Here is a 26,920-nt window from a genome sequence, read left to right on the forward strand (position 1 = left end):
CGGACCCTGAACGCCCATGCCCGAACTGGCCAGCCCCTTCATGGACCCCACCCAGGTCCCGACCGACCGCGAACTGGCGCTGCGCGTCATCCCCATGCCGGCCGATGCCAATGCCAACGGCGACATCTTTGGCGGCTGGATCATGGCCCAGGTGGACTTGGCCGGCTCCGTGCTGCCCTCGCGCATCACGCGCGGGCGCATCGCCACCGTGGCGGTCAAGGAGTTCATCTTCAAACAGCCCGTCACGGTGGGCGATCTGCTGAGCTTCTACTCGCACGTGGTGCGCATCGGACGCACGTCCATCACTGTGAAGGTGGAGGTCTACGCCGAACGCAACCCGCAGAACCCGCAGGTGGTGAAGGTCACCGAAGCCGAGCTGACTTACGTGGCCATCGACGACGAGGGCAAGTCCCGCCCCTTCCAGGTGGGGCCGGCAGCCAGCAGCGCCTGATCAGCGACGCGCGGCCCGGTGTGGCCGCTGTCGCGGGGCGTGGTGCCGCTTCCAGCGCGAAGCAGCAAAGCGGGCCATCGCCTGGCCCCAAACCGCGTACCCCTCGGGGCCCGGGTGGAAGCCGTCTCGCGCCATGAGGCCCTGGCCACCCTCCACGCGCAAGCCCAGCGGCAGTCGCCGCAGGGCGCGGTCAGTTTGGTCGCCCAGCTGGGTCTGCAGGTGCTGGTTCAGCAGCTCGGCCTGACTGCCCAACACCCAGCGCAACGGTCGGGGCAACAGCGGGAACTGGTGCAGGGGCGGCAGGCCGCTGTGCAGCCAATAGCGCACGCCGGTCGCCTCGGCGGCCAGGGCGTGCAGGTCCTGCAGTTGCTGCCAGGTGCGCGCGGGCGGAATCTGGCGCACCACGTCGTTCACGCCGAGCGCCGTCACCAACACATCGGCTGGCGCCAGCGCACCGCGGGCCCGGTGCTCGCGCAAATGGGCCAAGGCCTCGCCCGTGGTGTCGCCGGTGCGGGCCACCAACTGCCAATGCACCGGGCAACCCAGTTCATGGGCCAGGCCGCGCGCCAAATGGCCCACCAGGGCGTCGTGCTGGCGGGCCACGCCCACACCCGCGGCCGACGAATCGCCCACCACCAGCAAGCGCAACGGGGTGTCCACGCGCCGGTTCGTGGGCTGCACGCGCCCGCGCCGGGGCCCCTCGGCCTCCGGCAGGGCCAAGGCCGTGGCTCGCACGCGCACGGCTTGCAGCAACAGCAGGGGCGACATCACCACCTTCGCGGCGGTGAGCACCTTGGGATTGGGCGAAGGGGCGGTCACTCGAACTTCGTGAAATCGGGGGCGCGCTTTTGGAAGAAGGCCTGGAAGGCCTCCAGAGCCTCGGGGCTGCGCAGGCGCGCCGCAAAGATCTCGGCCTCTTCTTGGATCACGCGCTGCAACTCGGCCAAGCCGGGGCCGCGCATCAGCTTCTTGCTGGCGCGCACGGCGCTGGGCGCCAAGGTGTTGAAGCGCTCGGCCATCCGACGGGCGTGGTTCACCACCTCGCCCGCGGGCAGCACGGCGTTGGCGATGCCGAATTCGACCGCCTCGGCGCCGGTCATCGGGTCGCCCAGCAACAGCTTTTCAGCGGCCTTCACATGACCCATCAAGCGCGGCACGACAAGGCTGGAACCGAACTCCGGCACCAGGCCCAGAGCCACGAAGGGCATGGCCAGACGGCTGTCGTCGGCCACGTAAACGAGGTCGCAGTGCAGCAGCAGCGTGGTGCCGATGCCGATGGCAGCGCCGGTGACAGCGGCCACCACGGGCTTCTCGCAACCCAGCAGCGCCTGCATGAACTGGAAGACCGGCGCGTCGGCGTCGCGCGGCGGGCGGGCCATGAAGTCTTCGAGGTCGTTGCCCGAGGTGAACAGGCCGGGCTGGCCGGTGATCAGCACGGCGCGCACCTTCGGGTCGGCGTTGGCGGCGTTCAGCGCCTCGGCCATGGCCTCGTACATGGCCGAGGTGATGGCGTTCTTCTTTTCGGGGCGCGCGATCTCGATCGTGGCGACGCCGTTGAAGGTGGCAGTTTTGATGCTCATATCAATGCTCGGAGGTGGTTCAGCAACTGGGGCCACCGCGTGCTGCGGTGGCGGGGGTGAACGACAGCCAGGTGGCCGATGCGCTCGCCCACACCGGGGCGCAGCACTTCGAAGTGCCGGCCGCCGCCATGGGCCTGGAACATCATCCGCGCGCCGGCCTCGCCCAACATCTCATCGTCCTCGCAAAACAGGCTGATGAGGGCAAACGGAGCCGTGCGGAACCGCTCGTGGACCCGCTCGCTGCTGAGCAGGTACTCGGGGCTGAGGCACCAGCGCCGCCAATGGCGCATCACCCCGGCTGGCAGATCGCCCACCATGCCCAGGCGACCCCCGGGAAAGTAACCGCACAAGCGGGTGGCCAGCGGCGCCACCGCATGCAAAAAAACGCGCGCGGCCGGCCGAAAGCGAGGCTTCAGGTGCCCGACGTAACCACTGCCCAGGGACAAGGCCAGCAGGCCCTTGATGCGCTCGCGCGCCGGAAGCAGCCCGCACAACTGAGCCCCCAGCGACTGCCCCAGCACCAGCAAGGGCAGGCCAGGGCGGCGAGCCGCCAAGTGCTCGAGCGCGGCGTTCTGGTCCTGAACCCAGTCGTGAAGGTCGGCTCGGGTGCGGCGCAGGGGCTGGGTGCGCGAGTCGCCAATGCCGCGGAAGTCGAAGGTCATTGCCGCCGCCCCCTGCTGGGCCAGCCAAGCGGCCAAGCCCGCGTAGTAACGGGCAGGCACACCCATGGCCGGCGCGATGAGCACAGCCGCCCAGGGGGCCGACTCGGGCTCGAAGTGGCGCACGCCCAGGACCACGCCCTCGGCCGAGGTCAGGGCTTCGGGGGCGGGAAGCGGAGTTGCGTCCAATGGTTGGCGATGTGAAACAGATGCGCCCGCGTGTACTGCGCCTTGTCCAAGTCGCCGTAGGCGAAGTGGGGCCGAAGCGGGCCGCCCCAGGCCTCGAAAGCGGCCAGGGCATCGAGCAGGCGCTGCACGCTGGCGTCCAGGGGTTGCTGCGTGCTCAAGGCGGGTGCCCCGGGAATGGGTTCGGTGAGGTTGTGACTCATCGACCCGCGCGCGTTGAAGACGGCGAACGCCAGCTTGCCGACCACCGCCCTAAAGGCGGCGGACTTCATCTCGGGGAAGCCCGCCATGGAGAACTCGATGCTCTGCGCCAAGTGCTGCAGCATCGCGCTCAGGGTCCAGGCGCTGTCGAGCTCCGGGGTCTTGCGGCGCAGGTCGAGCACGCGCTCGCGCGCTTCGGCCAAAGTCTTGAACGACTCCATCTTTCCCTCGCATCCCGTGAGCCCGGCGGCAGAGACGACGGCCCCCGTCAAAACGAAGTGCCGTCGGTCCATGGTCATGCCTGCGCTGCGTTCAAAGGCGTTCGAAGATGCCGGCTGCGCCCTGACCCGCCCCCACGCACATGGTCACCATGCCGTACTTGCCGCCGGTGCGGCGCAGGTTGTGGATGACCGAGGCCGCCCGGATGGCGCCGGTGGCCCCCAGCGGGTGACCCAGGGCGATGGCGCCGCCGTTGGGGTTGACTCGTGCGCGGTCGAGCTCGATGCCCTTGCTGTCGAGGTCGTTCAGCACGGCCAGCGACTGCGCGGCAAAGGCCTCGTTCAGTTCCACCCAGTCCAGATCGGCGGCCTTCAAGCCGGCCATCTTCAACGCGGCAGGGATGGCTTCGATGGGGCCGATGCCCATGATCTCCGGCGGCACGCCCTTGACGGCGAAGGACACGAAGCGGGCCAGCGGCGTCAGGTTGTAGCGCTTGAGCGCGGCTTCGCTGACGATGAGCAGGCCGCCCGAGCCGTCGCTGGTTTGCGAGCTGTTGCCGGCCGTCACGCTGCCCTTGGCGGCGAAAACGGGCTTCAACTTGGCCAGGCCTTCGACGCTGGTGTCGGGGCGGGCGCCTTCGTCCAACTTGACGGTGCGGGTCTTGGTGTTGATGCTGCCGTCGGCCAGGTTGGGCGTGCGCTCGACCACGTCGAAGGGCGTCATCTCGGTGTCGAAGTGGCCGGCCTGCATGGCGGCCACGGCGCGGCGGTGCGACTCGTAGGCGAAAGCGTCTTGGTCTTCGCGGCTGATCTTCCACTGCGCGGCCACCTTCTCGGCGGTCAGACCCATGCCGTAGGCGATGCCGATGTTCTCGTCCTTCTCGAAGATCAGCGGGCTCAAGCTGGGCTTGTTGCCGCCCATGGGGATCATCGACATGGACTCGACGCCGCCGGCGAACATCACGTCGGCTTCACCGACGCGGATGCGGTCGGCGGCCATTTGCACCGCGGTGATGCCCGAGGCGCAGTAGCGGTTGATGGTGACGCCGCCGACCCCGTTGCCCCAGCCGGCCAGCACGCTGGCCACGCGGGCGATGTTCATGCCCTGCTCGCCTTCGGGGAAGGAGCAGCCCACGATGGCGTCTTCGATGGCCGAGGCCTCCAGGCCGGGGGCCTGGGCCAACGCGGCTTGCATCACCTTGACGAGCATCTCGTCCGGGCGCGTGTTCTTGAAATACCCGCGGCCGCTCTTGCCGATGGGAAGGCGGGTGGCGGCGACGATGTAGGCGTCTTGCACTGGTTTGCTCATGGTCTTTCCTTTGGGCCTCGCGGGCCCGTTCTCGTCAGGGGCGGGTCTTTTCCTTGGGAACCCAGGCCCAGACAAATTCACATTCGATCGGCTGCTCGCCGGCCTCGTCGGTCACGGTGACGGCCACGTTGACATCGCCCTTGGTGTTGGCCGCCATCAGGTCGCGCTGCTCGGGGGTCAACTCGGCCACCGCGGTCAAGCCACCCGTGGAGCGCTTGCGAAAGCGCACCCGCAGGCCCTTGCACAAAGGCAGGCAGTCGTCGCGCACGTTCATGCCCACCACCATGCCGGTGGCGGTTTCCGCCACCAGGGTCATGGCCGCGGCGTGCACGCCACCGATGTGGTTGCGCACGGGCCGCTTGTTGGCGATGAAGATCTCGCTGCGCTCGCTGGTGAGCGCGCGGAAATCCAAGCCCGCTGTGCCGGTCAGCGGCACCGCATTGCGCAGCACCAGGTTGCGCGCCACCCGCCGCAGCGGCCCCGGCAGAAAGCCGAGACGCGCCAGCGAGCGTTGGAGGCGGTTGGGAGCAGACATCACCCAGGTCCGCTCAGTTGCGCACCGGCTTGCCGGTTTGCAACATGCCCATGATCCGTTCTTGGGTCTTGGGGTTGTCGAGCAGCGAGCAGAAGTGCTTGCGCTCCAGCGCCATCAGGTACTCCTCGGTGACCAAGGAGCCGGCTTCGACCTCGCCGCCACACACCACGTCGGCGATCGCGGCCGCCAGGTGGTAGTCGTGGGCGCTGACGAAACCGCCATCGCGCATGTTGGCCACTTGGCCCTTGATGCTGGCGATGCCGCTGCGGCCGGCCACGGGGAACACGGCCTTGTGCGGCGGGCGGTAGCCGGCCTCGGCCATGCCCTTGGCGGTGGCCGTGGCCACGTGCAAGAGCTCGTCCTTGTTCGGGACGATGACGTCGCTCTCGAGCAGGTAGCCGAGCTTCTTGGCCTCGTGGGCGCTGGTGGCAACCTTGGCGGTGGCCGCGCTCAGGAAGCCGTCCTTCAAGAAGGTGAACACGTCGACGCCCGAGTTGCCGGCCGCCGCCATTTCGGCGGCACGGCGGGCGATGTAGGTCAGGCCGCCGGCGCCAGGCACCAGGCCCACGCCGACTTCGACCAGGCCCACATAGCTTTCGACGTGCGCCACGCGGCGGGCGCAGTGGATGGCCAGCTCGCAGCCGCCGCCCAGGGCCAGGCCACGCATGGCCGCCACGACCGGCACGTTGGCGTAACGGATGCGCAGCATCGCGTCCTGCAGCTTCTTCTCTTCCGGCGCGATGCCCTTGCTGCCCATCTTCATGAAGACGGGCATCAGGCTTTCGAGGTTGGCGCCGGCGCTGAACACGTCGTCGGGGCTCCAGATCACCAGACCCTTGTAGTCGGCTTCGGCGATCTCGACGGCCTTGAGCAGGCCCTCGGTCACGGCCGGGCTGATCAGGTGCAGCTTGGCGGTGATCGACGCGATGACCACTTCGCCGTCCAGCGTCCAAACACGAACTTCGTCGTTCTTGAACAGCTCGGTGCCGCTCTTGAGCGGGTCAACCGCGCCCTCGCCCACCAGGGACTCGGGGAAGGGTTGGCGTGCGTACACCGGCAGCTTGGCGCGGGGCTTGAATTGGCCTTCGGCGGCGCTCCACGAGCCTTCGGGCGTGTGCACGCCACCGGCCGCGGCCACAGGGCCTTCGGTGACCCACGCGGGCAGCGGGGCGCTGCTCAGGGTCTTGCCAGCGGCGATGTCGTCGGCGATCCACTGGGCCACTTGGGTCCAGCCGGCCGATTGCCACAGCTCGAACGGGCCCTGGCTGCTGCCGAAGCCCCAGCGCATGGCGAAGTCGATCTCGCGCGCGGTGTCGGCGATGTCAGCCAGGTGCACGGCCACGTAGTGGAAGGAATCGCGCAGGATGCTCCACAGAAACTGGGCCTGCGGGTTGCTCGATTCACGCAGCAGCTTGATGCGGTCGGCCGCGGGCTTTTTGAGCATGCGGGCCACGATGTCGTCGGCCTTCTTGCCGCCGGGCACGTACTCGCCCTCAGTGCCCAACTTTGCGAAGTCGAGCCGCATGATCTCCTTGCCCACCTTCTTGTAGAAGCCGCCGCCGGCCTTCTGGCCCAGTGCGCCCTTCTCGATCAGGCCGGCCAGCACCTTCGGCATGGCGTAGGTGCTGTAGAACGGGTCGTCCTTCAGGTTGTCCTGCATCGTCTTGACGACGTGGGCCATGGTGTCCAGGCCCACCACGTCGGCGGTGCGGAAGGTGCCCGAGCTGGCGCGGCCCAGCTTCTTGCCGGTCAGGTCGTCGACGACGTCCACCGTCAGGCCGAACTTCTCGGCCTCGATCATGGTGGCCATCATGCCGGCGATGCCGACGCGGTTGGCGACGAAGTTCGGCGTGTCCTTGGCGCGCACGACGCCCTTGCCCACGCTGGTGGTCACGAAGGCTTCGAGCTGGTCGAGGATCTCGGGGCGCGTGGTGGGCGTGTTGATCAACTCCACCAGGTACATGTAGCGCGGCGGGTTGAAGAAGTGGATGCCGCAGAAGCGCGGCTTGATCGACTCGGGCAGCACCTCGCTCAGCTTGGTGATGCTCAGGCCCGAGGTGTTGGACGCCACGATGGCGTGCTCGGCCACGTACGGGGCGATCTTGGTGTACAGGTCGAGCTTCCAGTCCATGCGCTCGGCGATGGCCTCGATGATGAGGTCGCAGCCCTTGAGCAGCTCAAGGTGCTCTTCGTAGTTGGCCTGCTGGATCAGCGCGGCTTCGGCAGCGTCGCCCAGCGGCGAGGGCTTGAGCTTTTTGAGGCCGTCAACAGCCTTGGTGACGATGCCGTTCTTGGGGCCCTCTTTGGCCGGAAGATCGAACAACACCACGGGCACCTTGACGTTGACGAGGTGGGCGGCAATCTGCGCCCCCATCACGCCGGCACCGAGCACGGCCACTTTGCGAACTTGGAATCGACTCATTGCATCTCCGTAAAAACAAAAAGGGCGGCGCTACGGGGATGCGTCGCCCTGAGGCTTACTCGACTCGCTGCCAAGTCTGGGTGCGCCCGAACATGGGCGCGCCGACATAACCGCGCACTTCCAACTTTTTGCCGCCGTCGGCCGGCGTCATCTTGACCTTGTAAACCTTGCCCTTGGCCGAGTCGAGGATCGTGCCCCCAGCCCACACATCCCCATCCTTCTTCACATTGCGGATGACTTCCATGCCCACGATGGGCTTGCCCTTGCGATCGTCTTCGCACTTGTCACACAGGGCATCGGGTTTGGCGTCAGCGGCCAGCAGCTTTTCGATCTTGCCGCTCACCACCCCGCCGGCTTCGGTGACACGAACCAGAGCTTTCTCCTTCTTGGTCTCGTCATCGATGGTCTTCCACAACCCCACGGGCGACATTTGCGCCAAGGCCGTCGAACCCACCAGACCGAACGCGACTGCTGCAATCAAGGACTTCATGGTGTCTCCTGAGAAAAGGATTGGTCAAAACAAAGCTTCGTCCATCTCCATCAGCGGCTTGAGGCCGGCACGCGCGGTGCGGATCAGCGTGGCCGTCTCGGGCAGCAGCTTCGCGAAGTAGAAGCGAGCGGTGGCCAGTTTGGCACGGTAGAACGGATCGCCGGAAGCCTCCTGGGCGAGCGCGATCTTGGCGGCGCGTGCGAAAAAGTACGCGAACGTCAAGTGGCCCACCACGCGCAGGTAGTCCACGGCAGCGGCGCCCACCTCGTCGGGGTTGCCGAAGGCCTTCATGCCGAGCTCTTGCGTCAGCTTGGTGACCTTGTCGCCGATGTCGGCCAAGGGGTTCACGAACTCCTGCATCGCTTCGTTGGTGCCCTCTTCTTCGATGAACTCGGCGATCTTCTTGCCAAACTTCTTCAAGGTGGCGCCGTTGTTCTGCAGCACCTTGCGGCCCAACAGGTCCAGCGACTGCACGGTGTTCGTGCCCTCGTAGATCATGTTGATGCGCGCGTCGCGCACGAACTGCTCCATGCCCCACTCGTGGATGTAGCCGTGGCCGCCGTAGACCTGCAGGCAGTGGCTCGTCGCAATCCAGCCGTTGTCGGTGATGAAGGCCTTGATGATGGGCGTCAGCAGGGCCAGCTCGGCCTCAGCGTCTTTCTTTTCGTCTTCGTCGTCGCTGGCAAAGGCCTTGTCCAGTTGCAGCACCGTGTAGGCCTGCAGCATGCGCGCGCCCTCGGCGTAGGCGCGGGCCGTGAGCAGCATCTTGCGCACGTCGGGGTGGTGAATGATGGGGTCGGCCGGCTTGTCCGGGGCCTTGGGACCGCTCAGGGCGCGCATTTGCAGGCGGTCCTTGGCGTAGGTCACGGCGTTTTGGTACGCCACTTCCGTCAAGCCCAGCGACTGGTTGCCCACGCCCAAGCGCGCGGCGTTCATCATCACGAACATGGCCTGCAAGCCCTTGTGCGGCTGGCCCACCAGGGTGCCCACGGCGCCGTCGAGCGTCATTTGGCAGGTGCTGTTGCCGTGGATGCCCATCTTGTGCTCCAGCCCGGAGCAGAAGATGGCGTTGCGCTCGCCGATGCTGCCGTCGGCGTTGACCTTGAACTTGGGCACGATGAAGAGCGAGATGCCCTTGCTGCCCTGCGGGGCGTCCGGCAGGCGGGCCAGCACCAGGTGGACGATGTTCTCGACGAAGTCGTGCTCGCCGGCCGAGATGAAGATCTTTTGGCCGGTGATCTGGTAGGTGCCATCGGCCTGAGGCTCGGCCTTGGTGCGCAGCAGGCCCAGGTCGGTGCCGCAGTGCGGCTCGGTCAGGCACATGGTGCCCGTCCACTCGCCGGAGGTGAGTTTCGGCAGGTAGAGCTTCTTTTGCTCGTCGGTGCCGTGAGCATGCAAGCACTCGTAGGCGCCGTGGCTCAGACCGGGGTACATGGTCCAGGCCTGGTTGGCGCTGTTCATCATTTCGTAGAAGAACTGGTTGACCGTGAACGGCAGGCCCTGGCCGCCGAAAGCCGGGTCGCAGCTCAGCGCCGGCCAGCCGCCTTCCACGTACTGCTGGTACGCCTCTTTGAAGCCCTTGGGCGTGCGCACCTCGTGGGTGTTGCGGTCTAGGCTGCAGCCCTCGCTGTCACCGCTCAGGTTCAGGGGGGCGATGACTTGGGCGCAGAACTTGCCGCCCTCTTCGAGCACCGCGTTGATGGTGTCGGCGTCGATGTCCTGGTGGGGCGGCAGCATCTTCAACTCGTCGACGACGTTGAAGAGCTCGTGCAACACGAACTGCATGTCGCGGAGGGGCGGGTTGTAGCTGGGCATCGAAGTCTCCTGAGGACGGGTACGGCGAAAAGGACTCAGCGCGCTTTGGCAGGGCGCCGGGGGGAACGGGGGGCGACGCTGGCAGCTCGCCCGGCGTCGGTGAGGTCAGGGGCAATGACGCGATCGAACCCGCGGCGGGCACGGTCGAGCGCCCCGTGGCTGCGCAAGAAGCGCGCGTCGTGGTGCAAGGACAGGATCAGGCCGTGCAACTCGAACAAGATTTGGTCGACGGCCGCGTCCTGCCGCAAATGGCCCTCAGCACAGGCCAAGCCGATGGCCTTGTGCAGGGCAGCATGCCAAGCCTTGACCATGGTCACCAAGGCCTCGCGCACGGGGCCGGGGCGGTCGTCAAACTCGACGGCGCCGCTGATGTAGATGCAGCCGTTCTCCAATTCGATGGCGACCTGCCGCACCCAGTTGTCGAACAGGGTGCGCAAGCGCGGCAGCCCACGAGGCTCGCGCAGGGCGGAGAAGAAGACCTCCTCCTCGAAACGCCGGTGGTACTCGGCCACCACGGCGATCTGCAACTCCTCCCGGGAGCCGAAATGCGCAAACACCCCCGACTTGCTCATGCCGATCTGATCGGCCAGGGCCCCGATGGACAAGCCCTCCAAGCCCATGTGCGAGGCCTGCGCCAGCGCGGCCTCCAGGATGGTGGCCCGGGTCAACTGCCCCTTTTGCAGCGCCGTCTTGGCTGGCGCACGGGACCCCGCCAGCCGCGGCGCGGAGGGCAAAGAGTCGAGGGCGGGGAGTCGGGCCATGGCGGAAGGGCTGTAACGGGACGGAAATAAAACGAACGGTCGTTCTATTTTTTGCCGCATTCGACCTCGACAGCAAGCCCAAATCCCTGCGATGCGTAGGGAAGCGTTTCTAAATCGGATGCGGGTAAGTCCCCAGAGGGACGAAAAGCGTGAAAAAGCCAACGCGTCATGGCTCGGTCATCGCCCAAGGATTAAGCTGGGGGATGAGGAGGGAGTCCGCGTGGACGTGCTTCAGCTTGACGTTTCGGGCCGGCCGCAGGCCTGGATCAGCGCGAAGGAAGCCGCCGTGATGGTGGCCTGTGACGCCATCGCCTGGACGCTGGGCGAGCCTTGCCTGGTGCTGCGCGGGGGCATCCAGCGAACCACGGGGCTTCAGTCCTTGATCGAGGTGCATCCCATCGTGGCGGCCCGCGGCGCCATCCCCAGCCGGGCCTGGCGGCAAGCGCCTGCCCTGACCAACCCCAAGCTCTTCGCCCGCGACCGCCACGTTTGCGCCTACTGCGGCAAACGCAGCCCCGAGGACGACCTGACGCGGGAGCACATCGTGCCCACCTCGCGCGGCGGCGCCGACAGCTGGATGAACTGCATCACCGCCTGCCGCGGTTGCAACGCCCACAAGGGCAACCGCCTGTGCGAGGAGGTGGGCATGGGCTTGCTGTACCTGCCCTACGTGCCCAACCTGCATGAAGACATGATCCTGCGCGGCCGTCGCATCTTGGCCGACCAGATGGAGTTTCTGCTGGCCAGCGTGCCGCGCAGCAGCCGGCTTCACGTGTAGTCAACGCAAGCCGATGGCCGGGCGTTGAGCCCGTCTGTTCCCGCGGAAGGTTGCCCCATGAAACGCTTGCTCATCGTCGCCCTCGTGGCTGCCAGTTTGGCCGGTTGTGCCACCCGAGATCCCGACGTTCGCTATCGGGGCGAAAGCATGCGCATGGCCCAGGTGCAGGACGGCACCGTGGTGGCGGTGCGTGGCGTGCGCGTGGAAGGCCTGGAAACCGGCACCGGCGCCGCGGTCGGCATGGTGACGGGTGCCGTGGCGGGCAGCAATGTGGGCGGTCACCGGGACGCACCGGTGTTCGCCTTCCTGGGCGCCATCTTGGGTGGGGTGATCGGCACCGCCATCGAGCGCGACGCCGGCACCACTCAGGCGGTCGAGCTGATCGTTCAGCTTCGCAACGGGGAGCGCGTGGCCATCGTGCAGGCCAGGGGTCAGGAAGAGTTCCGGGCGGGCGATGCGGTGATGGTCATCAGCCAAGGGCGCAGCGCCCGCGTGACGCGCGCTCTGCCCCCGGTGCCGCCAACGTCGGCGACCGAGCCGGGTTCACTGCCCCGCTGACAACACGCCCTTGGCGCCTGGGTATTGACCCAGCGCCTGGGCCAGCCAGGGCAGCTCTTGGGCGAGCAGGCTGCCCAGCGTGTGCGGGGGGTTGGCCACGAACACGTGGCTGCCGAGCAAACCAAAACCGCCGTCTTGCGGCGCCGCCACGCTCAAGGAGGCATCGAGCCACCCCTTCTTCGCCACGCCCTGCACGGCATTGCGCAGGCGCTGCGGCAGCTGTTGCGCGTCCAACAGCTGCACCTGGGGAATCCAGACCGCAATCACCGCGTCGGGGAACTTGGCCAAGGCCTCACGCACGGCGCTGAGCACCCGACCGTAGTCAGACTTGATCTCGTAGGGTGGGTCGATCAGCACCAACCCGCGTCGGGTGGGGGGCGGCAACAGGGGCTTGAGCCCCGTGAAACCGTCGCTCAGGTGCACCTTCACGCGCTTGTCGCCCACCATGAGCTTCTCCAGCGCTCGCAGGTCGGTGGGGTGCATTTCGAAGGCGTGCAACTCGTCTTGCGCACGCAGCAGCTGCCGGATGAGCGTGGGCGAGCCTGGCACGTTCTTCAGCACCCCGGGGCCGTTGAAGGCTTCCACTTGGTCGAGGTAGGCGGCCACCCCAGGCGGCAAGTCGGTGCGCTCCCACAGACGCCCGATGCCGTCGAGCCATTCCTGCTTCTTGTTGGCGGCTTCGGTGCGCAAGGAGTAAGCGCCCGCGCCGGCATGGCTGTCGACGACCCGAAATCCTTTGTCCTTTTGCCCCAGGTGCTGCAGCAATTGGACCAAGACGAGGTGCTTGAGCACATCGGCATGGTTGCCGGCGTGGAAGGCGTGACGGTAAGCGAACATCGCGGGACTCTACCCGGGCAAGGCGCCCAAGGCTTGCGCGCACCGCACCAACTCGTGGTTCGGGGGCACGCGGCGGTTCTGACCCGCGACGGTGCTCAACGGCACGAGCACGCAGCGGTCGCCCTGCAGGGCCACGGTGTGGCCGAACTCGCCTCGCTCAACGGCCTCGGCCGCCGCCACGCCAAAGCGGGTGGAGAGCACGCGGTCGAAGGCTGTGGGGCTGCCGCCCCGCTGCAAATGCCCCAAGACGGTGGCGCGCACTTCGACCTCGGGCCAGCGCGCGCCCAAGGCCTGGACCAAAGCCTGACCCACGCCCCCCAGGCGGGCCACCCCATCGGGCAAGGCCTGCCAATGCTGATCGCCATCGTCCAGGCGCGCGCCCTCGGCCACGCACACCAGGGCGTGGCCTTGCGCATCCATGCGTTGGTGCAAGTGAGCGGCCAGCGCCTCCAGCCTCCAGGGCCGCTCAGGGATGAGGATGGCATCGGCGCCACCGGCCAACCCGCCTTCCAGCGCAATCCAACCCGCATCGCGGCCCATGGTCTCGACCACCATCACGCGCCGGTGGCTGGCCGCCGTCGTGCGCAGCCGGGTCAGTGCGTCGGCCACCACGGCCACGGCGGAATCAAAGCCAAAGCTGCGCTCGTTGCCCTCGATGTCGTTGTCGATGGTCTTGGGCACGCCCACCACCGGCAGGCCCAAGGCGGCGAAGCGGGCGGCCAGGGTGAGGGTGCCGTCGCCACCGATGGCGACCAGGGCTTCCAGGCCTTCGCGCCGCGCCACCGCCATGGCCTCGGCCGAGGCATCACGCCCCTGGTAGTCGAAGGGGTTGGCCCGGTTGTGGGTGCCCAAGATGGTGCCGCCCTCGTCCACCAGCCCGCGCACGGTGGCGGCATCCAGCGCCCGCAGATGCCCCTCGATCAGCCCCAGGAAGCCCCGCTCGATGCCCAGCACTTGGACCCCTGGCACGCGCTGCAACAGGGCCAGCGTCAGTGCGCGGATGACCGCATTCAAACCGGGGCAGTCGCCGCCGCCCGTCAACACGCCCACCCGCATGGTGTCGTCCCCCGTCATGGTCCAAAACGCGCAGTTTCGTCGCCCCAGGCGTCTGGGCCCGGCGGCTCAAGGCGCTGGCTGGACCCAGAGCCCCGGGTTGTCCGCCCACATCGCGTCGGGCGGCTGGGCGTCCAAGCCCACCCGCCAGCGCAAAAAGGCCAAAGCCAGGGTGCTGATGCGACGGCGCAGCTCGGCGTTGTGCTCCTCGCTGCCCGGCTCCCCGCAGGCGGCACGGCACAGGACGTTGCTCGGCCACTCGAAGTGGCAATGCGTGCTGCCTTGCACCTGCAGAGAGCGCCCGTCTGCGGCGGCGCGGGTGAGCCCGCGGCCCACTTGCTGCGCGTTGCAGCTTTGGGGCGGCGCGAACAGTGCGGCCATCGGGAAGGGAGCGGTTGGTGTGTCGCGCGGCAAGCGGTCCACCGGGTCCAAGCCCAGCCAGCCCACCGTGCGGGCATCGCCCCAAGCCACCAAGCGCGAGGAGCGGCCTCCGGCCGAAAAGCCGCCGTACACCACCGCCGGCGCGCCACTGGCATCGGCCACTTGGCGCATGAAACCGGCCAAGACGCCGGCGCCACCCCCCGCCACGCCCTCGATCGGGCGGGTCCAGCCGCCGCTGCAATGACCCACCAGGTAGACGGGCACACCCCAGCTGGCCCAGTGCCGGGCGTGGTCGCGGTGCTGCGCCACGTCGCGCAGGAACCCGTGCGCAAAGACGAGCGGCGTGCGCCCGGGTGGGGCGTCGCCTTGGGGCGTGTAGCGCTCGACCACGGCCTGGCAGTCGCCGCGTGCAGCGTCCACCTCGCGGCTGATGTCGGCCTCAACCACGCGCCACGGGCCCGACTGGCCCAGGGCACTCGCATCGGGAGGCAGCGACCAAGGCTGCAAAGGCGGGGGGCTGGCGCAAGCCACCAAGCTCACGGCGGCCACCGTGGCGGCAACCCTCCCCAGCAGCGATGCCACCCAGGTCATGACATCACTTGCCCACACTCACCAAGGGTTGTGCGCCATGGCCCAACAGCACGGTGTTGCCCTGCTTGCTGGCAATGGCCAAGGCCGTGTCGCGCTGCAACTCGGCCAGCTTGATCTCCTTCAGCGCCGGCGTGAGCGAGGCGCTCAGAATTTGGTTGGCCTTGGCCTGGCCCTCGGCCTCGACGATCAAACGCTCGGCCTCGGCCTTGGCCAACTCCACCTCTTTGCGCTTTTTCTCGATGGCCTGGTCGGTCTCGGCGCGCTGCCGGATGGCGGCCTCGATGGCCGGGTCGGTCAGCAAATTGCGCACGTTCACGGCCGTCACCACGAAGGCCCCCTTGTCATTGGCATCCAGCTCTTTCTGCAAGCCCGCGCGCACCAACTCCGACAACTCCGTGCGCTTGGTGTGCATGGTGGTGGCGTCCAACTGGGCCACGGCTTTGTAGACGCTCTCGCGAGCCTCCCGAGACACGCGGCTGTAGGCGATCACCAAGTCTTTGGTGCCGCCGCTGGACACGACGTCCTTGTGACGCACGACGTCGCCTTGGTACTTGGTGTAGAGCCCCGGGATGGCCCCCGGATTGACCTTGAAGTAGATGTCGATGTCGACGTCCTTCATCGTCAGGTTGTCCCGGCTTTTAGGCGTCATGTCGTTCAGTTGGAAGCTCACCTCCTTGGCACTGAACTCGTCCACCGTCTTGAACAAGGTGAAGTAAACGCCGGGCGGCAAGGCGTCCGGGCTGACCTTGCCGAGGGTGCGCTCCACGCCGACGTTGCCGGTGTCGATTTGCGTGCAAGCGGTCAGCAACGCCGTCAGGGCCAAGAGCATGGGGGTACGGAGGTTCATAGCAACTTCAGAGCCGTGGTTTGGTAGGTGAGGACGAGCAAGGCCAAGAGCACGAGCGCCAACGCGGCAATGCGCAGCAGCCAGCGCGCGGCCAAGCGCTGGGTCGGCCGGCTGCCGAGACGCCACAGGCCGTAGCCCAGCGGGAGCACGATGAGGAGGATGAGGAAGTGACGCATGGTGGCCGTGAGTGTTGCCCAATTCTGCACCCAGGCGCCAGAGGGGCCCTGCCCGCCATTGCGGATCCCAGGGGAATGGGCGTCAAGCCCGCAAGAACAGCCCCGGTTGCCGAGGCGGCACGGCATGACCGTCCTCGCCGGTGACGGCGTCGTGCCAGCCGGGCAAGCCGGCGAGCCAGGCGGGCTCGAGGTGACGGGGCGAGGGCGCGGCGTTGAAGACCACCAGGGCGCGCTGCGCCCGGCAACGCCACACCAGCAACTGCCGGCTGACGTGCAGGGTCTCCCAACCGCCGTGACGCGCGGCGATGCCCCGCAGGCGCATCGCGGCGCGCAGCACCGGCTCGTGGCGGTGATCCATCCACACCAAGGGCACGCGGTCCAGTCGCAGTGTGGTGTAGGCGTGGGCCAAGCTCCATCCATCGGCCGGCAATGCAAAGCCGCCGTACTGCTCCAACTCCAGGTCGTGGTTGGTGACGAAGGCGACGCTGCGCCCCGCAGGCAGCGCGAGCTCGTCCGCGGCCAGAGCGTCCAACGGCGCCCATTCGCCCTCGGGCCCCAGGGCTTCGGTCAGGCTCTGGTGCAGCGGAAAGTCCATCAACGCCATGGTGCGCAGAAAGTCTTGCATCACCTCACGGTGGCCGGGCTGTTGGATGTATTCCCCGTACAGGAACAGGTCCGGCGGCAAGCCGGCCAGCACGGCGTCGAAGTACTCGGGCTCCATGTGCTTGACGGCGTCGAAGCGAAAGCCGTCGGCCCCGCAATCGATCAACAGTTCCAGGTAACGCCGCGCTTCGGCGCGCACATGGGGGTGGCGGGTGTCCAAGTCCGGCAGGCCCACCAACCAGCCTTCGCGGATGGAAACCAGGTCGTTGTAGTCGATGGGCGCGCGAGGCCGGAAATGTTCGGGGCCGAAGCGCGGGTAGTTCAAGGTCTTGGCGTGGGGGCCGCCGGCCATGTGGTTGAGCACCACATCCACCAGCACCTTCAGGCCTCGCGCATGGGCGGCCTGGATGAGCCGGCGCAAGTCGGCCTCGTTGCCCAGCGGCCCTTCCAGCACGGTGTGGTCCAGGGGCTGGTAGCGCCCCCACCAAACGGGGTTGTCGATGCTGCGCTGCGGCGGCGACACCTGCAGCCCGGTGAAGCCTTCTGCGGCCAGCGCATCGAGTTCGGCCTCGCACCGGGCGAACGGCCAGTCGAACAGGTGCACGAAGGCGTCGGGCAAGACCAGGGATGACGGGGGCATGGGCGCGTCCAAACAGGCTGGACGGGCACTTTAGGCAGGTAACCCACCGTACCGCTTCGGACTGTGGCGCGGAGGGCGCACCGCTGGCGCTCGGCGAGGGTGATGCGGTGCGATGGTGGGGGTGATGGGGGTCGTCGGGTGGTGGGCCCCCCGGGAGTCGAACCCGGCACCAACGGATTATGAGTCCGCTGCTCTAACCAAGCATGAGCTAGAGGCCCATTGCAGCGAGTGCAAAGGGCCCGGATTGTGGCAGCGTGAACGCACTCAGTCGGCGAGCGAAGGCAGCAGGGTGTTGGCCAGGTCGTGGCGCGAAATGCGAGCAGGTTGGCTGCCGTCGTCGCTGCCCGCGGCAAACACAAAGGGGGCGTTGACCAATTCCACCCAGCGCAGCCCCGGGCGTTGCGCCTGGATGACGTCGCGCAGGGCTTGCACGGCGGGGTCGTCCCAGGGATAGCCGCACACCACGGCACGTGGTACGCCGTCGGCCAGGGCGGCTTCGGCTTGCGCCAGGGTGGCCACGCAGTCGCCCTTGACCCCCGACAGGCGCAGCAGTTGGGCGGCGATGCCCCGCGTGCGCTCGTCGGGGTCGATGATCAGGGCGCGGTCCACGCCAGCCCAGTGACGACGTGGCAGGCCCTCGCCGTCGGGCGCGATGGCCGCCGCAGGGGCCGGGCCCAGGCGCAGTCTCAAGCGCCAGCCGGCGGCGTCGGGTTCGCGCTGCACGCCCCATCCCAGCGAGCGTCCGAGCCAGCGCAGCAGTTGGCCGTGCAACTGCGCCGCGTCCGGCCCCGCGCCTGCACCACTCAAGAGCAGCTCAGCCACGCCGTCGTCGGCCGTCCGCACGTTCAAGCGCAAGTCGACGCCGGCCGCCATGCCGTGCTGCACCAGCAGATCCAGCGCGTGTTGCAACTGGGCGGGGTCGGCCTGGACCTGGGCCGTGACGCCTTCCACCGTCAGCCGCAGGCCGCGCCGAGCCAGCTCGGGCAAGCACAGGCGGCGGGTGGCCAGGGCTGCGTCCAGCAAAGGCACCGCCTCGCATTCGTGCGCGCCGGCTCCCAAGGCGTGCAACAGGGTTTGCAATTCGCGCCCCAGGTCCTCCAGGCCGCGCACCTTCAAGCGTGCGGTGTCGCTCAGGCCGCGCTCGGCCGACAGTGCTTGCGCCGTTTGAACGATGGCTTCGCCCAACGGGGCGAGCACCGCGGCGGGCAAGGGTGGGTTGGGGTTCATCGCGGTCTCCGTGGTGATCTGGTTCAGTGCGCGGTGGCGGCCAGCACTTCGGGAAGGTCGGTGAGGCCCTGCAGCACTTTGTCGATCCCGTCCTGCCGCAGGGTTCGCATGCCGGCATCGCGGGCGGCGGCAAACATGTCGCGGGCGCTGGCGCGGTGGCGGATCAGCTCGCGCAGCGCATCGTTGGCCACGGCCAGCTCGTGCAGGCCCAGACGCCCGCGGTAGCCGGTGCCGCCGCAGGCATGGCAGCCGTGCCGACGGTACTGGAGCAAGCGCCCGCCGTGGACGGGCCGTGCACGCCAGCGGGCGATCAGATCGTCTTCGGCTTCGGGGGTCGTCTCGCCCACCGACCCCAGGTAGAGCCGCGCGAGCGAGCGCTCGGTGTGAGCCTGCAGCGGCTCAGCCATACGGCAATCGGGGCACAGACGGCGCACCAAACGCTGGGCCAGCACACCGAGCAATGAATCGGAGAACATGAAGGCATCGAGCCCGATTTCCAGCAGGCGCGTCACCGCCTCGGGCGCCGAGTTGGTGTGCAGCGTGGACATCACCAAGTGCCCGGTGAGCGAGGCTTCGACGGCGATGCGCGCAGTTTCCTCGTCGCGCATTTCGCCGATCATCACGACGTCGGGGTCGGCGCGCAAAAAGGTGCGCATGGCCGCCGCGAAGGTCCAGCCGATGCGCGGATTGACCTGCACCTGTCGCAGGCCGGGCTGGGTGATTTCGATGGGGTCTTCGGCCGTCCAGATCTTGCGGTGCTCCTGGTTGAGCTCGCGCATCACGGAATGCAGCGTGGTGGTCTTGCCGCAGCCCGTGGGCCCGCAGATGAGGAGCAGGCCATGGGGTTTGGTCATCAGCCCGTGCAGGGCCGCCAGGTTGTCGGGCGCCAGTCCGATGCCGGACAACGGCAAGGGCTTCACACCACCCAGCAGGCGAAGCACCACGTCTTCCAGACCGCCGCTGGTGGGCACCGTGACCATGCGCAGTTCCATGCGCGGGCCACCAAAGCGGGCAAAGTCGAGCTTGCCGTCCTGCGGCCGGCGGTGCTCGGCAATGTCCAGGTCGGCCATGATCTTCAGCCGCGCCACCAGGGCGAAGCGCACGCGAGGCGGCAGCTCCAGGTGGCGGCGCAGATCGCCATCCACGCGCATGCGAATGCACACCGGACGCGGGGGCTCGTCGGTCTCGATGTGGATGTCGCTGGCCTTGAGGTCGATGGCGTCGCTGATCAGGCGGTTGACCAGGCGCACCAGGGTGTTGTCCGACTCGGACACCACGTCCACCACGGCATCGGCCGCATCGCTGCCGGTGCGCTGCAGTTCTTCGGCCATCTCGAACAGGCTGGTGGGCGCCGCGGCGGTCGCACCCGGGCGGTCGCTGGCGGCGGCACCCGCTGTGTCGTCCCGCAAACGGTAAGCCCGGGCCAGGGCCGGCGCCAAGGTGCCCGGCGTGGCCAGCACGGGACGAACGCGCAACTCGCTGGTGAAGCGCAGCATTTCAAGCAGTCGGTGGTCCCACGGGTCGTTCATGGCCACGACCAGGGTGTCTCCGCGCACCATCAGAGGCAGCGCGGCCTCGCGGGTGGCGATGAGGGCGTGCACGCGCGTCAAGGCTTCGGGCTCGGGCGCAAAACGGTTCAGGTCCACCGTCAGAATGCCCATTCAGTGCGCCAGCATCTGACGCATTTGAGCGGGGGTGAGCAAGCCCAGTTGAATGAGCACCTCGCCCAGGGGCACGTGCTCGGGCTGTACCGCCTGGTAGCGCAACGCCTCGTACAACTGCTGGGGGCGCAGGAGGCCGGCCTCCACCAAGGCTTCACCCAAGTGCGGAGCGTGGTGGTCGGGGGCAGCATGCAGCTCTTGCCACAGGGCATCGGGCTCCACGATCGAGGACGCTGGCGACGGGTTGAGCGTCGCGGCTGAGGCATCCAAGGTTGCCGGGACGGTGTCGTGAGGCTTGACGGGACGATCCATGCGGCCAGACTAACCCGACCGGCGCGCCGCGCCCTTTGACGCGGCACAAGCTCGACGCTCGGTGTGGCGTCAGCGCGTCGACAAAGCCTGGCTCACCATGCGCGACGTCACGTCCACGATTTGGATCATGCGCTCGTAGGCCATGCGCGTGGGGCCGATGACGCCCAGTGTGCCCACGACTTGCCCGTCGACCTCGTAAGGAGCGCTGACGATGCTGAGTTCCTCGAACGGCACCACCTGGCTTTCGCCGCCGATGAAGATGCGCACGCCCTCGGCGCGGCTGCTGGTGTCGAGCAAGCGCATCAGCGCGGTCTTTTCCTCGAACAGGCCAAACAGCTTGCGCAGGCTGCCCAAGTCCTGGCTGAAATCTTGCACGGTGAGCAAGTTGCGCTCGCCGCTGATCACCACCTGCTCGGGTGGGTTGTCGTCGGCCACTTGCACAGCGGCACTCATCAGCAGGGCGATTTCGCCCCGCAACTGCTCCACCTCGCCCCGCAAACGCTCGCGCACCAACTCCAGGGTCAGACCCGCATATTGGGCGTTGAGGCGGTTGGCCGCCTCGGTCAGCTCGGACTGGCTGTGGTCTTGCGCGGTGACGATGACGCGGTTTTGCACGTCGCCATCGGGGCTGACCAAGATGACCAGCACCCGTCGTTCGGACAAGCGCAAGAACTCGATGTGCCGAAATACCGACGGTTTGCGCGGCGCGGTGATGACCCCGACAAAACTGCTGAGGTTGCTCAGCATTTGGGCCGCGTGCGCGATGACCCGCTGCGGCTGGTCGGGTTGCAACTGCCCCTCCAGTTGACGCACCTCGGTTTCGAACAGCGCCGGCTTGGCGGTGATCATGGTGTCCACGAACAAGCGGTAACCCAACGCGGTGGGAATGCGTCCCGCGCTGGTGTGGGGGCTGGCGATGAGGCCCAGCTCCTCCAGGTCGGCCATCACGTTGCGGATGGTGGCTGGGCTCAACTCCAGGCCCGATGCCTTGCTGAGCGTGCGCGAGCCCACGGGCAGCCCATCGGCGATGTAGCGCTCCACCAGGGTCTTCAGCAGGGATCGGGATCGGTCGTCCAGCATGGGTTGGATTTTGTACGGCAATGACCCACTTCCCGACGTGCGGGTTGGCCACCCTGGTGGGGCCGAAACGCTGTGAGAACATGGCCTGCATGGCTGGCAAACGCTTTGAACACGTGGCCCTGGTGGGCAAACCGGCGGCCGGCATCGGGCCGGTGATCGAGCAGGTGCGCGATTTCTTGCGGCAGCAAGGCTGTCGCGTCAGCCTGGAGCGCCAGGGCGCCCAAGCCGCCGGCGTTGCCGGCTATCCGGTGCTGGAGCCCGCAGAAATCGGCCGGGACTGCGACCTCGCCGTGGTGGTGGGCGGCGACGGCACGATGCTGGGCTTTGCCCGCGAGGTGGCGCCTTACGGCACCCCCTTGGTGGGCATCAACCAAGGCCGCCTGGGCTTCATCACCGACATTTCCTTTGAACAGTTCCGCGAGGCCTTGACCCCCATCCTGGCCGGCGATTGCGAAACCGAAGAACGCACCATGCTGGAAGGCAACGTCTGGCGGGATGGCGTCAGCATCTTCAGTGGACTGGCCTTGAACGACGTGGTGGTGGCCCGCGGCGCCGCTGCCGGCATGGTGGAGTTGCGCATGCACGTGGGCGATGAGTTCGTCGCCAACTTGCGGGCCGACGGGGTCATCGTCGCCAGCCCCACCGGCAGCACGGCCTACGCGATGAGCGCCGGTGGCCCGCTGCTGCACCCCAGCATCGAGGGCTGGGTCATGGTGCCCATCGCCTCGCACGGGCTGTCCAACCGCCCGATCGTGCTGCCCGACCGCGGCGTCGTCAGCCTCGAAATCGTGGCCGGCCGCGATGCGAGCGTCAACTTCGACATGCAAACCCTCACCCAGGTGCAACACGGCGACCGCGTCACGGTGCAGCGCTCGGCGCACAAAAGCCTGTTCCTGCACCCCACCGGCTGGAGCTACTACGCCACGCTGCGCCGCAAGCTGCGCTGGTACGAGGGCAATTGACGCCCCCAGTCTCCCTTCGGTCGCCACCCCCGGAGGGGGGCGAATCGGCTTGGGGCGGCCCGGCGCCGATTCAACCGCGACAACGACAATCTACTCCTCCCTTTCTTTGACCCTCATCCGGCATGCTGCGACGGCTTTCCCTGCGGGACTTCGTCATCGTCCCCAGCCTTGAACTCGACTGGCAATCCGGCTTCTCGGCCCTGACGGGCGAGACCGGCGCCGGCAAGTCCATCCTGCTGGACGCTTTGCAATTGCTGCTGGGCGGCCGGGGCGATGCCGGCGTGGTGCGCGAGGGGGCCGCGCGCGCCGAGCTGAGCGCCGAGTTCGACCTCCCGTTGACCCTGCGCGATTGGCTGCAGGAAGCCGGCTTTGACGAGGCCGACACCCTGCTGCTGCGCCGGGTGATCGATGCGCAAGGCAAGAGCCGCGCCTGGATCAATGGCAGCCCGGCCACGGTGGCGCAACTGGCACAGGCGGCCGAACACCTGGTCGACATCCACGGTCAGCACGCCTGGCAAAAGCTGACGCGCCCGGCCAGCGTGCGCGCGCTGTTGGACGACTTCGCGGGCGTGGATGCCCCCGCGTTGGCCGCCGCGCACGCCCGCTGGCGCAAGGCGGTGCAAGCGCTGGCCGAGGCGCGTGAGGCCCAAGCCACGCTGGGGCGCGAGCGCGAACGTCTGCAATGGCAGTTGGACGAAATCGGCAAGCTGGCCCCGGGGGCCGAAGAATGGCCCGAACTCAATGCCGAGCACCAGCGCCTGAGCCACGCCCAAGCCCTGATCGACGCCAGCCGCCTGGCCTTGGATGCCATCAGCGAGGCCGAGGCCACGGCCCTGAACCGCCTGGGCGTGGCGGAGCAAGCACTGCGGGAGGTCGTTGACTTCGACCCCGCTCTGCAAGCCGCGGTGGACGCCATCGCCGGTGCCCAGGCTCAGGCCGAGGACGCGGCCCACACCTTGCGGAGCTACCTGCACCGCGCCGAACCCGACCCTGGCCGGCTGAGTGAACTGGACGAACGCCTGTCCAGTTGGCTGCAACTGGCCCGCCGCTACCGTCAGCCGCCGACCGAGCTGCCCGCACTCCAGGCCCAGTGGCAGCGCGAGTTGGACGAACTCGACGCCCGCAGCGACCTCGCCGCGCTCGAGGCCGCCGTGAGCGCGGCGCGCAAGACCTTGGACGCCGAGGCACGGAAAGCCACCCAGCAGCGGGCGAAGGCGGCTCCCAAGCTGGCCCATGCCGTCACCGAAGCCATGCAGCAGCTGGGCATGCCCGGCGGCCGGCTGGAGCTGGCACTGACCCCACAAGACGAGCCACAGAGCTTCGGTTTGGAAAGCGCCGAGCTGCTCGTGGCCGGCCACGCCGGCGCCACGCCGCGCCCGCTGGCCAAGGTGGCCTCGGGCGGCGAGCTCAGCCGCATCGCGCTGGCCATCGCCGTGTGCACCGCGCAGGCCGACACGCATGGCGCGTCCACCCTCGTGTTCGACGAGATCGACAGCGGCGTGGGCGGCGCGGTGGCGCACACCGTGGGCCGGCTGATGAAACGGCTGGGGGCGCAGCGCCAAGTGCTGGCGGTGACCCACCTCGCCCAGGTGGCCGCCTGCGCCGACCACCACTGGGTCGTGGTCAAGCAGCCCGCCAGCGAAGGCGGCGTGGTCAGCCGCGTGCTGGCCGTGCAAGGCCCCGATCGGGTGCGTGAGGTGGCCCGCATGCTCGGCGGCAGCCCGTCCAGTGCCAGCGTGGCCCATGCCGAAGAACTGCTGGGGAGCGTGGCATGAACGCCCCCGGCGGCAGCCCCAACCCCCGAGTGACCCGCGAACAGGACTCGCCCATGACCGACGACGCCATCGTCCAAGACCTCGTGCTCGTCACCGGACTCAGCGGCGGGGGCAAGAGCATCGCCCTGCATGCCCTCGAAGACGCGGGCTACTTCTGCATCGACAACCTGCCGCCCGAGCTGCTGCCTGACTTCCTGCGTGTCGAAGTGCAACGGGGTGAACGCCGCGTGGCCATCGGCGTGGACGTGCGCAGCAAGGGCTCCCTGCCCCATCTGCTGCCCCTCATCAAGCAGCTGCGCAGCCAGGGGCAGCCTGTGCGTTCGATCTTCCTCGACGCGAGCACCGACACCCTGATGCGCCGCTTCAGCGAAACGCGTCGCCCCCACCCCCTGCGCGCCGTCAGCACCGAAGAGCGCGAACAAGGCGCCAGCGCCAGCACCCGCGCGCTGGTGGATGCCATCGAAATCGAGCGCGAGCTGCTGGCGGCCATCAAGGTCGAAAGCACCGTCATCGACACCAGCCTGCTGCGGCCGGCGCAGCTCCGGGCCTGGGTGCGCGACCTCGTCACGGTCCATGCGGGTCACCTCACCCTCGTGTTCGAGAGCTTCGCCTTCAAGGCGGGCGTGCCGAGCGACGCCGACTTCGTCTTCGATGTGCGCGTGCTGCCCAACCCCTATTACGTGCAAGAGCTGCGCGCCCAAACGGGCCGCGACGACCCCGTGGCCGACTACCTGCGCAGCCAGCCCGAGGTGCAGTTGATGCAGAGCCAGATCGCCGCCTTCTTGCAGCAGTGGCTGCCCAGCTTCGTGGCCGACCACCGCAGTTACCTGACGGTGGCCATCGGCTGCACCGGTGGCCAACACCGGTCGGTCTACCTCGTCGAAAGCCTGGCGAAGCAATTCGCCCACCACGGGCAGGTGCTGACGCGGCACCGAGAGCTGGACGCGCGCTGAGGCCCCCTCAAAGGGCCCGCGTTCACGACACGCGCCGCACCTTGGGCGAGTCGTTGCGGCCCTCGAACTCCAGGAAATAGGTCCCAAAGCGGTTGCGGCGAATCGTGACCTTGGGGTCGGTCAGGCCCAGGTCGCCCGTGCTGCCGTCGCTGACTCTCCAGACCTGGCCGTTCTTCAAGCGAAAGTGCGTGTTGGGGCCCCATCCTTCGACGCGCCCCTCGATCTGGCTGTCAATCCGGTCCGGCTCGGCCACCTTGGGCGGTGGCAAACCCATACTCGCAGCAAGGTCGCTCGGCGAGGGCGCGGCCGCCACGGCTGCGGCCGCGGTGGGCGCCGCAGGGGCCACGGTGCCCGCTTGAAGACGCGCCACCGAGCCGGCGGCCAAGGCGTCCAAGCAACGCAGGCGCGCCGCGCCATCCGTTATCGCGGCGCAGCGGGCCATCTCGGCGTCGGGCACCTGGGCGCTGGCGGCCCCGGTCAGAACCATCGTCATGGCCAACGTGAGCCTGGACCGGTAGCGCTTCATCTTGGGAACCTCGTCATTGCAGCCGGCGCACCCGCGCCGTTTCCTTGGAACCTTCGAACTCCATCAAGAAGCTGCCCAAGGCCGCTCGGCGCACCGTGACTTTGGGGCTTTGGAGGTAGAGCGTCGCACTGCTGCCATCGTTGACGCGCCAGACCTGTCCATTCTTAAGACGAAACAACGTGTTCGGGCCCCACCCTTCCAGCAGGCCCTCGATCTCGCTGTCGATGCTTTGCGTCTGATCGGATGCCGTGGGCGCACCGAAAGCCTGCACGATGGCCGCAGCCCGGCCCTGCGGAGTTTGACGTTTCTTGGCGCCGGCGGCCAGATCGTCGAAGCAAGTGAGCCTGGCGGCGGTTTCGGTCAAGTCGGCGCAGCGCAGCAACTCGCTGTCGGCCACCTGGGCAAAGCCTGCACCCGCCAGAGACATCGAGCCGATCAGGACAAACAACGGGAGCTTCATGGCGTGGTGAGACCGAAAACGGGACGGCCCAAATCATCAACCAGCCGGACCGTCACCGGCATCAGGGTTCAGCCGCTTCCGTCGCCCGCACCGCAACGCCCCAGGCGCGCAGGGCGGATCTCAGGCTCGACATCAAGGCCAGGGCGTCGGGGCCATCGCCGTGGACGCACAAGCTTTGCGCATGCACGGCGACCCAGCCACCCCCCACCGTGGGCACGCGCCCGTGCTGCACCAAGGCTTGCACTTGGGCCAAGGCCTGCGGTGGCGCGAGCAGGGCGCCGGGCTCGGTGCGCGCCTGCAATCGACCGTCGGGGCGATACCCGCGGTCGGCAAAAGCTTCAGGGATGAACCGCAGCCCATGGCGCTGCGCCGCGCCGGCCATGGCGCTGCCGGCCAAGCCCATCAGGGCCAGGCTGGGGTCCACGGCGCGCACGCCGGCGGCCACGGCATCGGCCAGCGCCGCGTCGGCGGCCGCCTGGTTGTAGAGCGCGCCGTGCGGCTTGACGTGGCGCAGCCGGCCCCCCTGCGCCTGCGCCACGGCCCGCAGCGCCTGCACCTGCGCCGTCAAGTCGGCTTGCACATCGGCCAGGGCGCGGTCGAGCACGCGCCGGCCAAAGTGCTCGCGGTCGGGATGGCTGGGGTGGGCGCCCAAGGCCACGCCGTGCTGCAAGGCCAGGGCCACGGTGCGCCACATGCTGTCGGCATCGCCCGCATGGCCGCCACAGGCGATGTTGGCGCTGCTGGCCAGGGTCAGCAGGTCGGCGTCGCAGGCGCCGCCCTCGCCCAGGTCGGCATTCAGATCCAGGTGCGTGAGCATCCGGCCAGTATGGCGGGCCCGGCGCGCAGCCTGGAGCCGGCCGTTGGACGCCGCCG

29 protein-coding genes and 1 tRNA gene are annotated in these 26,920 nt (G+C 68.2%); 6 read left to right on the forward strand and 24 right to left on the reverse strand.

Annotation, left to right across the window (positions count from 1 at the left end; genetic code table 11):
* Window positions 1–16: 16 nt before the first annotated feature.
* Entirely contained in the window at window positions 17–451 is a 435-nt protein-coding gene (locus tag O9335_RS00425) for an acyl-CoA thioesterase (protein WP_298381889.1), read from the forward strand.
* Here O9335_RS00425 and O9335_RS00430 read toward each other — a convergent pair whose 3' ends face one another.
* From O9335_RS00430 to O9335_RS00475, 10 genes are read right to left on the reverse strand one after another with little or no spacing between them, the layout of a single operon-like run.
* On the reverse strand, window positions 452–1,270 hold the full coding sequence (locus tag O9335_RS00430; protein ID WP_298381892.1) for an SGNH/GDSL hydrolase family protein: 819 nt from the start codon (window positions 1,268–1,270) through the stop codon (window positions 452–454).
* Window positions 1,267–2,031, reverse strand: a complete 765-nt coding sequence (locus O9335_RS00435; RefSeq protein ID WP_298381895.1) for an enoyl-CoA hydratase — start codon at window positions 2,029–2,031, stop codon at window positions 1,267–1,269. Before O9335_RS00435 ends, O9335_RS00430 begins: the two co-directional genes overlap by 4 nt.
* Window positions 2,028–2,879, reverse strand: a complete 852-nt coding sequence (locus tag O9335_RS00440) for an alpha/beta hydrolase (protein ID WP_298381898.1) — start codon at window positions 2,877–2,879, stop codon at window positions 2,028–2,030. The genes O9335_RS00435 and O9335_RS00440 overlap by 4 nt, the downstream gene beginning before the upstream one ends.
* Entirely contained in the window at window positions 2,843–3,370 is a 528-nt protein-coding gene (locus O9335_RS00445) for a DUF1569 domain-containing protein (RefSeq protein WP_298381901.1), read from the reverse strand. The genes O9335_RS00440 and O9335_RS00445 overlap by 37 nt, the downstream gene beginning before the upstream one ends.
* Window positions 3,371–3,389: 19 nt before the next feature.
* On the reverse strand, window positions 3,390–4,604 hold the full coding sequence (locus tag O9335_RS00450) for an acetyl-CoA C-acyltransferase (protein WP_298381904.1): 1,215 nt from the start codon (window positions 4,602–4,604) through the stop codon (window positions 3,390–3,392).
* A 34-nt stretch (window positions 4,605–4,638) separates the two neighbouring features.
* On the reverse strand, window positions 4,639–5,139 hold the full coding sequence (locus O9335_RS00455) for a DUF4442 domain-containing protein (protein WP_298381907.1): 501 nt from the start codon (window positions 5,137–5,139) through the stop codon (window positions 4,639–4,641).
* A 13-nt stretch (window positions 5,140–5,152) separates the two neighbouring features.
* On the reverse strand, window positions 5,153–7,561 hold the full coding sequence (locus tag O9335_RS00460) for a 3-hydroxyacyl-CoA dehydrogenase/enoyl-CoA hydratase family protein (protein WP_298381910.1): 2,409 nt from the start codon (window positions 7,559–7,561) through the stop codon (window positions 5,153–5,155).
* A gap of 55 nt (window positions 7,562–7,616) precedes the next feature.
* Window positions 7,617–8,051, reverse strand: coding sequence for a DUF2147 domain-containing protein (locus O9335_RS00465; protein ID WP_298381913.1), 435 nt, complete (start codon window positions 8,049–8,051; stop codon window positions 7,617–7,619).
* Between the two features lie 24 nt (window positions 8,052–8,075).
* On the reverse strand, window positions 8,076–9,866 hold the full coding sequence (locus O9335_RS00470) for an acyl-CoA dehydrogenase C-terminal domain-containing protein (RefSeq protein ID WP_298381916.1): 1,791 nt from the start codon (window positions 9,864–9,866) through the stop codon (window positions 8,076–8,078).
* A gap of 35 nt (window positions 9,867–9,901) precedes the next feature.
* On the reverse strand, window positions 9,902–10,627 hold the full coding sequence (locus O9335_RS00475) for a TetR/AcrR family transcriptional regulator (RefSeq protein WP_298381919.1): 726 nt from the start codon (window positions 10,625–10,627) through the stop codon (window positions 9,902–9,904).
* A gap of 220 nt (window positions 10,628–10,847) precedes the next feature.
* Between O9335_RS00475 and O9335_RS00480 the strand changes: the two genes are divergently transcribed.
* Together O9335_RS00480 and O9335_RS00485 are read left to right on the forward strand one after the other, a co-directional pair.
* Complete coding sequence (locus tag O9335_RS00480; RefSeq protein WP_298381921.1) at window positions 10,848–11,405, forward strand: HNH endonuclease; 558 nt, start codon at window positions 10,848–10,850, stop codon at window positions 11,403–11,405.
* A gap of 57 nt (window positions 11,406–11,462) precedes the next feature.
* The gene (locus O9335_RS00485; protein ID WP_298381924.1) at window positions 11,463–11,963 is read left to right on the forward strand and encodes a glycine zipper 2TM domain-containing protein; all 501 of its coding nucleotides are present in this window, start codon (window positions 11,463–11,465) and stop codon (window positions 11,961–11,963) included.
* On the opposite strand, the gene O9335_RS00490 is transcribed toward O9335_RS00485, so the two are convergent.
* From O9335_RS00490 to hrcA, 11 genes are all read right to left on the reverse strand, one after another.
* A complete protein-coding gene (locus tag O9335_RS00490; protein WP_298381927.1) occupies window positions 11,949–12,800 on the reverse strand; it encodes a 23S rRNA (adenine(2030)-N(6))-methyltransferase RlmJ in 852 nt (283 codons plus the stop codon). The two genes, O9335_RS00485 and O9335_RS00490, sit on opposite strands and share 15 nt — an antisense overlap.
* Before the next feature lie 9 nt (window positions 12,801–12,809).
* The gene (locus tag O9335_RS00495) at window positions 12,810–13,856 is read right to left on the reverse strand and encodes an ATP-dependent 6-phosphofructokinase (RefSeq protein WP_298381984.1); all 1,047 of its coding nucleotides are present in this window, start codon (window positions 13,854–13,856) and stop codon (window positions 12,810–12,812) included.
* A gap of 66 nt (window positions 13,857–13,922) precedes the next feature.
* Complete coding sequence (locus O9335_RS00500; protein ID WP_298381930.1) at window positions 13,923–14,825, reverse strand: hypothetical protein; 903 nt, start codon at window positions 14,823–14,825, stop codon at window positions 13,923–13,925.
* Between the two features lie 4 nt (window positions 14,826–14,829).
* Window positions 14,830–15,672 carry an SPFH domain-containing protein gene (locus tag O9335_RS00505; protein WP_298381933.1) on the reverse strand — a complete coding sequence of 281 codons (843 nt, stop codon included), beginning with the start codon at window positions 15,670–15,672 and terminating at the stop codon, window positions 14,830–14,832.
* A complete protein-coding gene (locus O9335_RS00510; RefSeq protein WP_298381936.1) occupies window positions 15,669–15,848 on the reverse strand; it encodes a hypothetical protein in 180 nt (59 codons plus the stop codon). Before O9335_RS00510 ends, O9335_RS00505 begins: the two co-directional genes overlap by 4 nt.
* Window positions 15,849–15,930: 82 nt before the next feature.
* Window positions 15,931–17,091, reverse strand: a complete 1,161-nt coding sequence (locus tag O9335_RS00515; RefSeq protein WP_298381939.1) for an alpha-amylase family glycosyl hydrolase — start codon at window positions 17,089–17,091, stop codon at window positions 15,931–15,933.
* Between the two features lie 139 nt (window positions 17,092–17,230).
* Window positions 17,231–17,309, reverse strand: a tRNA-Ile gene (locus O9335_RS00520).
* A gap of 46 nt (window positions 17,310–17,355) precedes the next feature.
* Window positions 17,356–18,318: a hypothetical protein gene (locus O9335_RS00525; protein WP_298381942.1), complete on the reverse strand. Its 963-nt coding sequence runs from the start codon at window positions 18,316–18,318 to the stop codon at window positions 17,356–17,358.
* 23 nt (window positions 18,319–18,341) lie between these two features.
* Window positions 18,342–19,979 (reverse strand): GspE/PulE family protein, encoded by a 1,638-nt coding sequence (locus O9335_RS00530; protein WP_298381945.1) that lies wholly within the window; start codon window positions 19,977–19,979, stop codon window positions 18,342–18,344.
* Window positions 19,980–20,291 (reverse strand): hypothetical protein, encoded by a 312-nt coding sequence (locus tag O9335_RS00535; RefSeq protein WP_298381948.1) that lies wholly within the window; start codon window positions 20,289–20,291, stop codon window positions 19,980–19,982. It lies immediately after the preceding gene.
* Window positions 20,292–20,360: 69 nt separating this feature from the next.
* Window positions 20,361–21,371: a heat-inducible transcriptional repressor HrcA gene (hrcA, locus tag O9335_RS00540; RefSeq protein ID WP_298381951.1), complete on the reverse strand. Its 1,011-nt coding sequence runs from the start codon at window positions 21,369–21,371 to the stop codon at window positions 20,361–20,363.
* A gap of 80 nt (window positions 21,372–21,451) precedes the next feature.
* Here hrcA and O9335_RS00545 point away from each other — a divergent pair, with 80 nt between their 5' ends.
* From O9335_RS00545 to rapZ, 3 genes are all read left to right on the forward strand, one after another.
* Complete coding sequence (locus O9335_RS00545) at window positions 21,452–22,333, forward strand: NAD kinase (RefSeq protein WP_298381954.1); 882 nt, start codon at window positions 21,452–21,454, stop codon at window positions 22,331–22,333.
* A 122-nt stretch (window positions 22,334–22,455) separates the two neighbouring features.
* The gene (gene recN / locus O9335_RS00550) at window positions 22,456–24,108 is read left to right on the forward strand and encodes a DNA repair protein RecN (protein WP_298381956.1); all 1,653 of its coding nucleotides are present in this window, start codon (window positions 22,456–22,458) and stop codon (window positions 24,106–24,108) included.
* 53 nt (window positions 24,109–24,161) lie between these two features.
* Window positions 24,162–25,061 (forward strand): RNase adapter RapZ, encoded by a 900-nt coding sequence (rapZ, locus tag O9335_RS00555; RefSeq protein WP_298381986.1) that lies wholly within the window; start codon window positions 24,162–24,164, stop codon window positions 25,059–25,061.
* Between the two features lie 22 nt (window positions 25,062–25,083).
* Here the strand turns inward: rapZ and O9335_RS00560 are convergent, their stop codons facing one another.
* From O9335_RS00560 to O9335_RS00570, 3 genes are all read right to left on the reverse strand, one after another.
* Window positions 25,084–25,554 (reverse strand): hypothetical protein, encoded by a 471-nt coding sequence (locus O9335_RS00560; RefSeq protein ID WP_298381959.1) that lies wholly within the window; start codon window positions 25,552–25,554, stop codon window positions 25,084–25,086.
* Between the two features lie 46 nt (window positions 25,555–25,600).
* Complete coding sequence (locus O9335_RS00565) at window positions 25,601–26,047, reverse strand: hypothetical protein (RefSeq protein ID WP_298381962.1); 447 nt, start codon at window positions 26,045–26,047, stop codon at window positions 25,601–25,603.
* A gap of 61 nt (window positions 26,048–26,108) precedes the next feature.
* Window positions 26,109–26,864 carry a 5-oxoprolinase subunit PxpA gene (locus O9335_RS00570; protein WP_298381989.1) on the reverse strand — a complete coding sequence of 252 codons (756 nt, stop codon included), beginning with the start codon at window positions 26,862–26,864 and terminating at the stop codon, window positions 26,109–26,111.
* Between the last annotated feature and the right edge of the window lie 56 nt (window positions 26,865–26,920).

Origin of the sequence: Inhella sp. (assembly GCF_027532025.1) — a bacterium.
Taxonomy (GTDB): domain Bacteria; phylum Pseudomonadota; class Gammaproteobacteria; order Burkholderiales; family Burkholderiaceae_C; genus Inhella.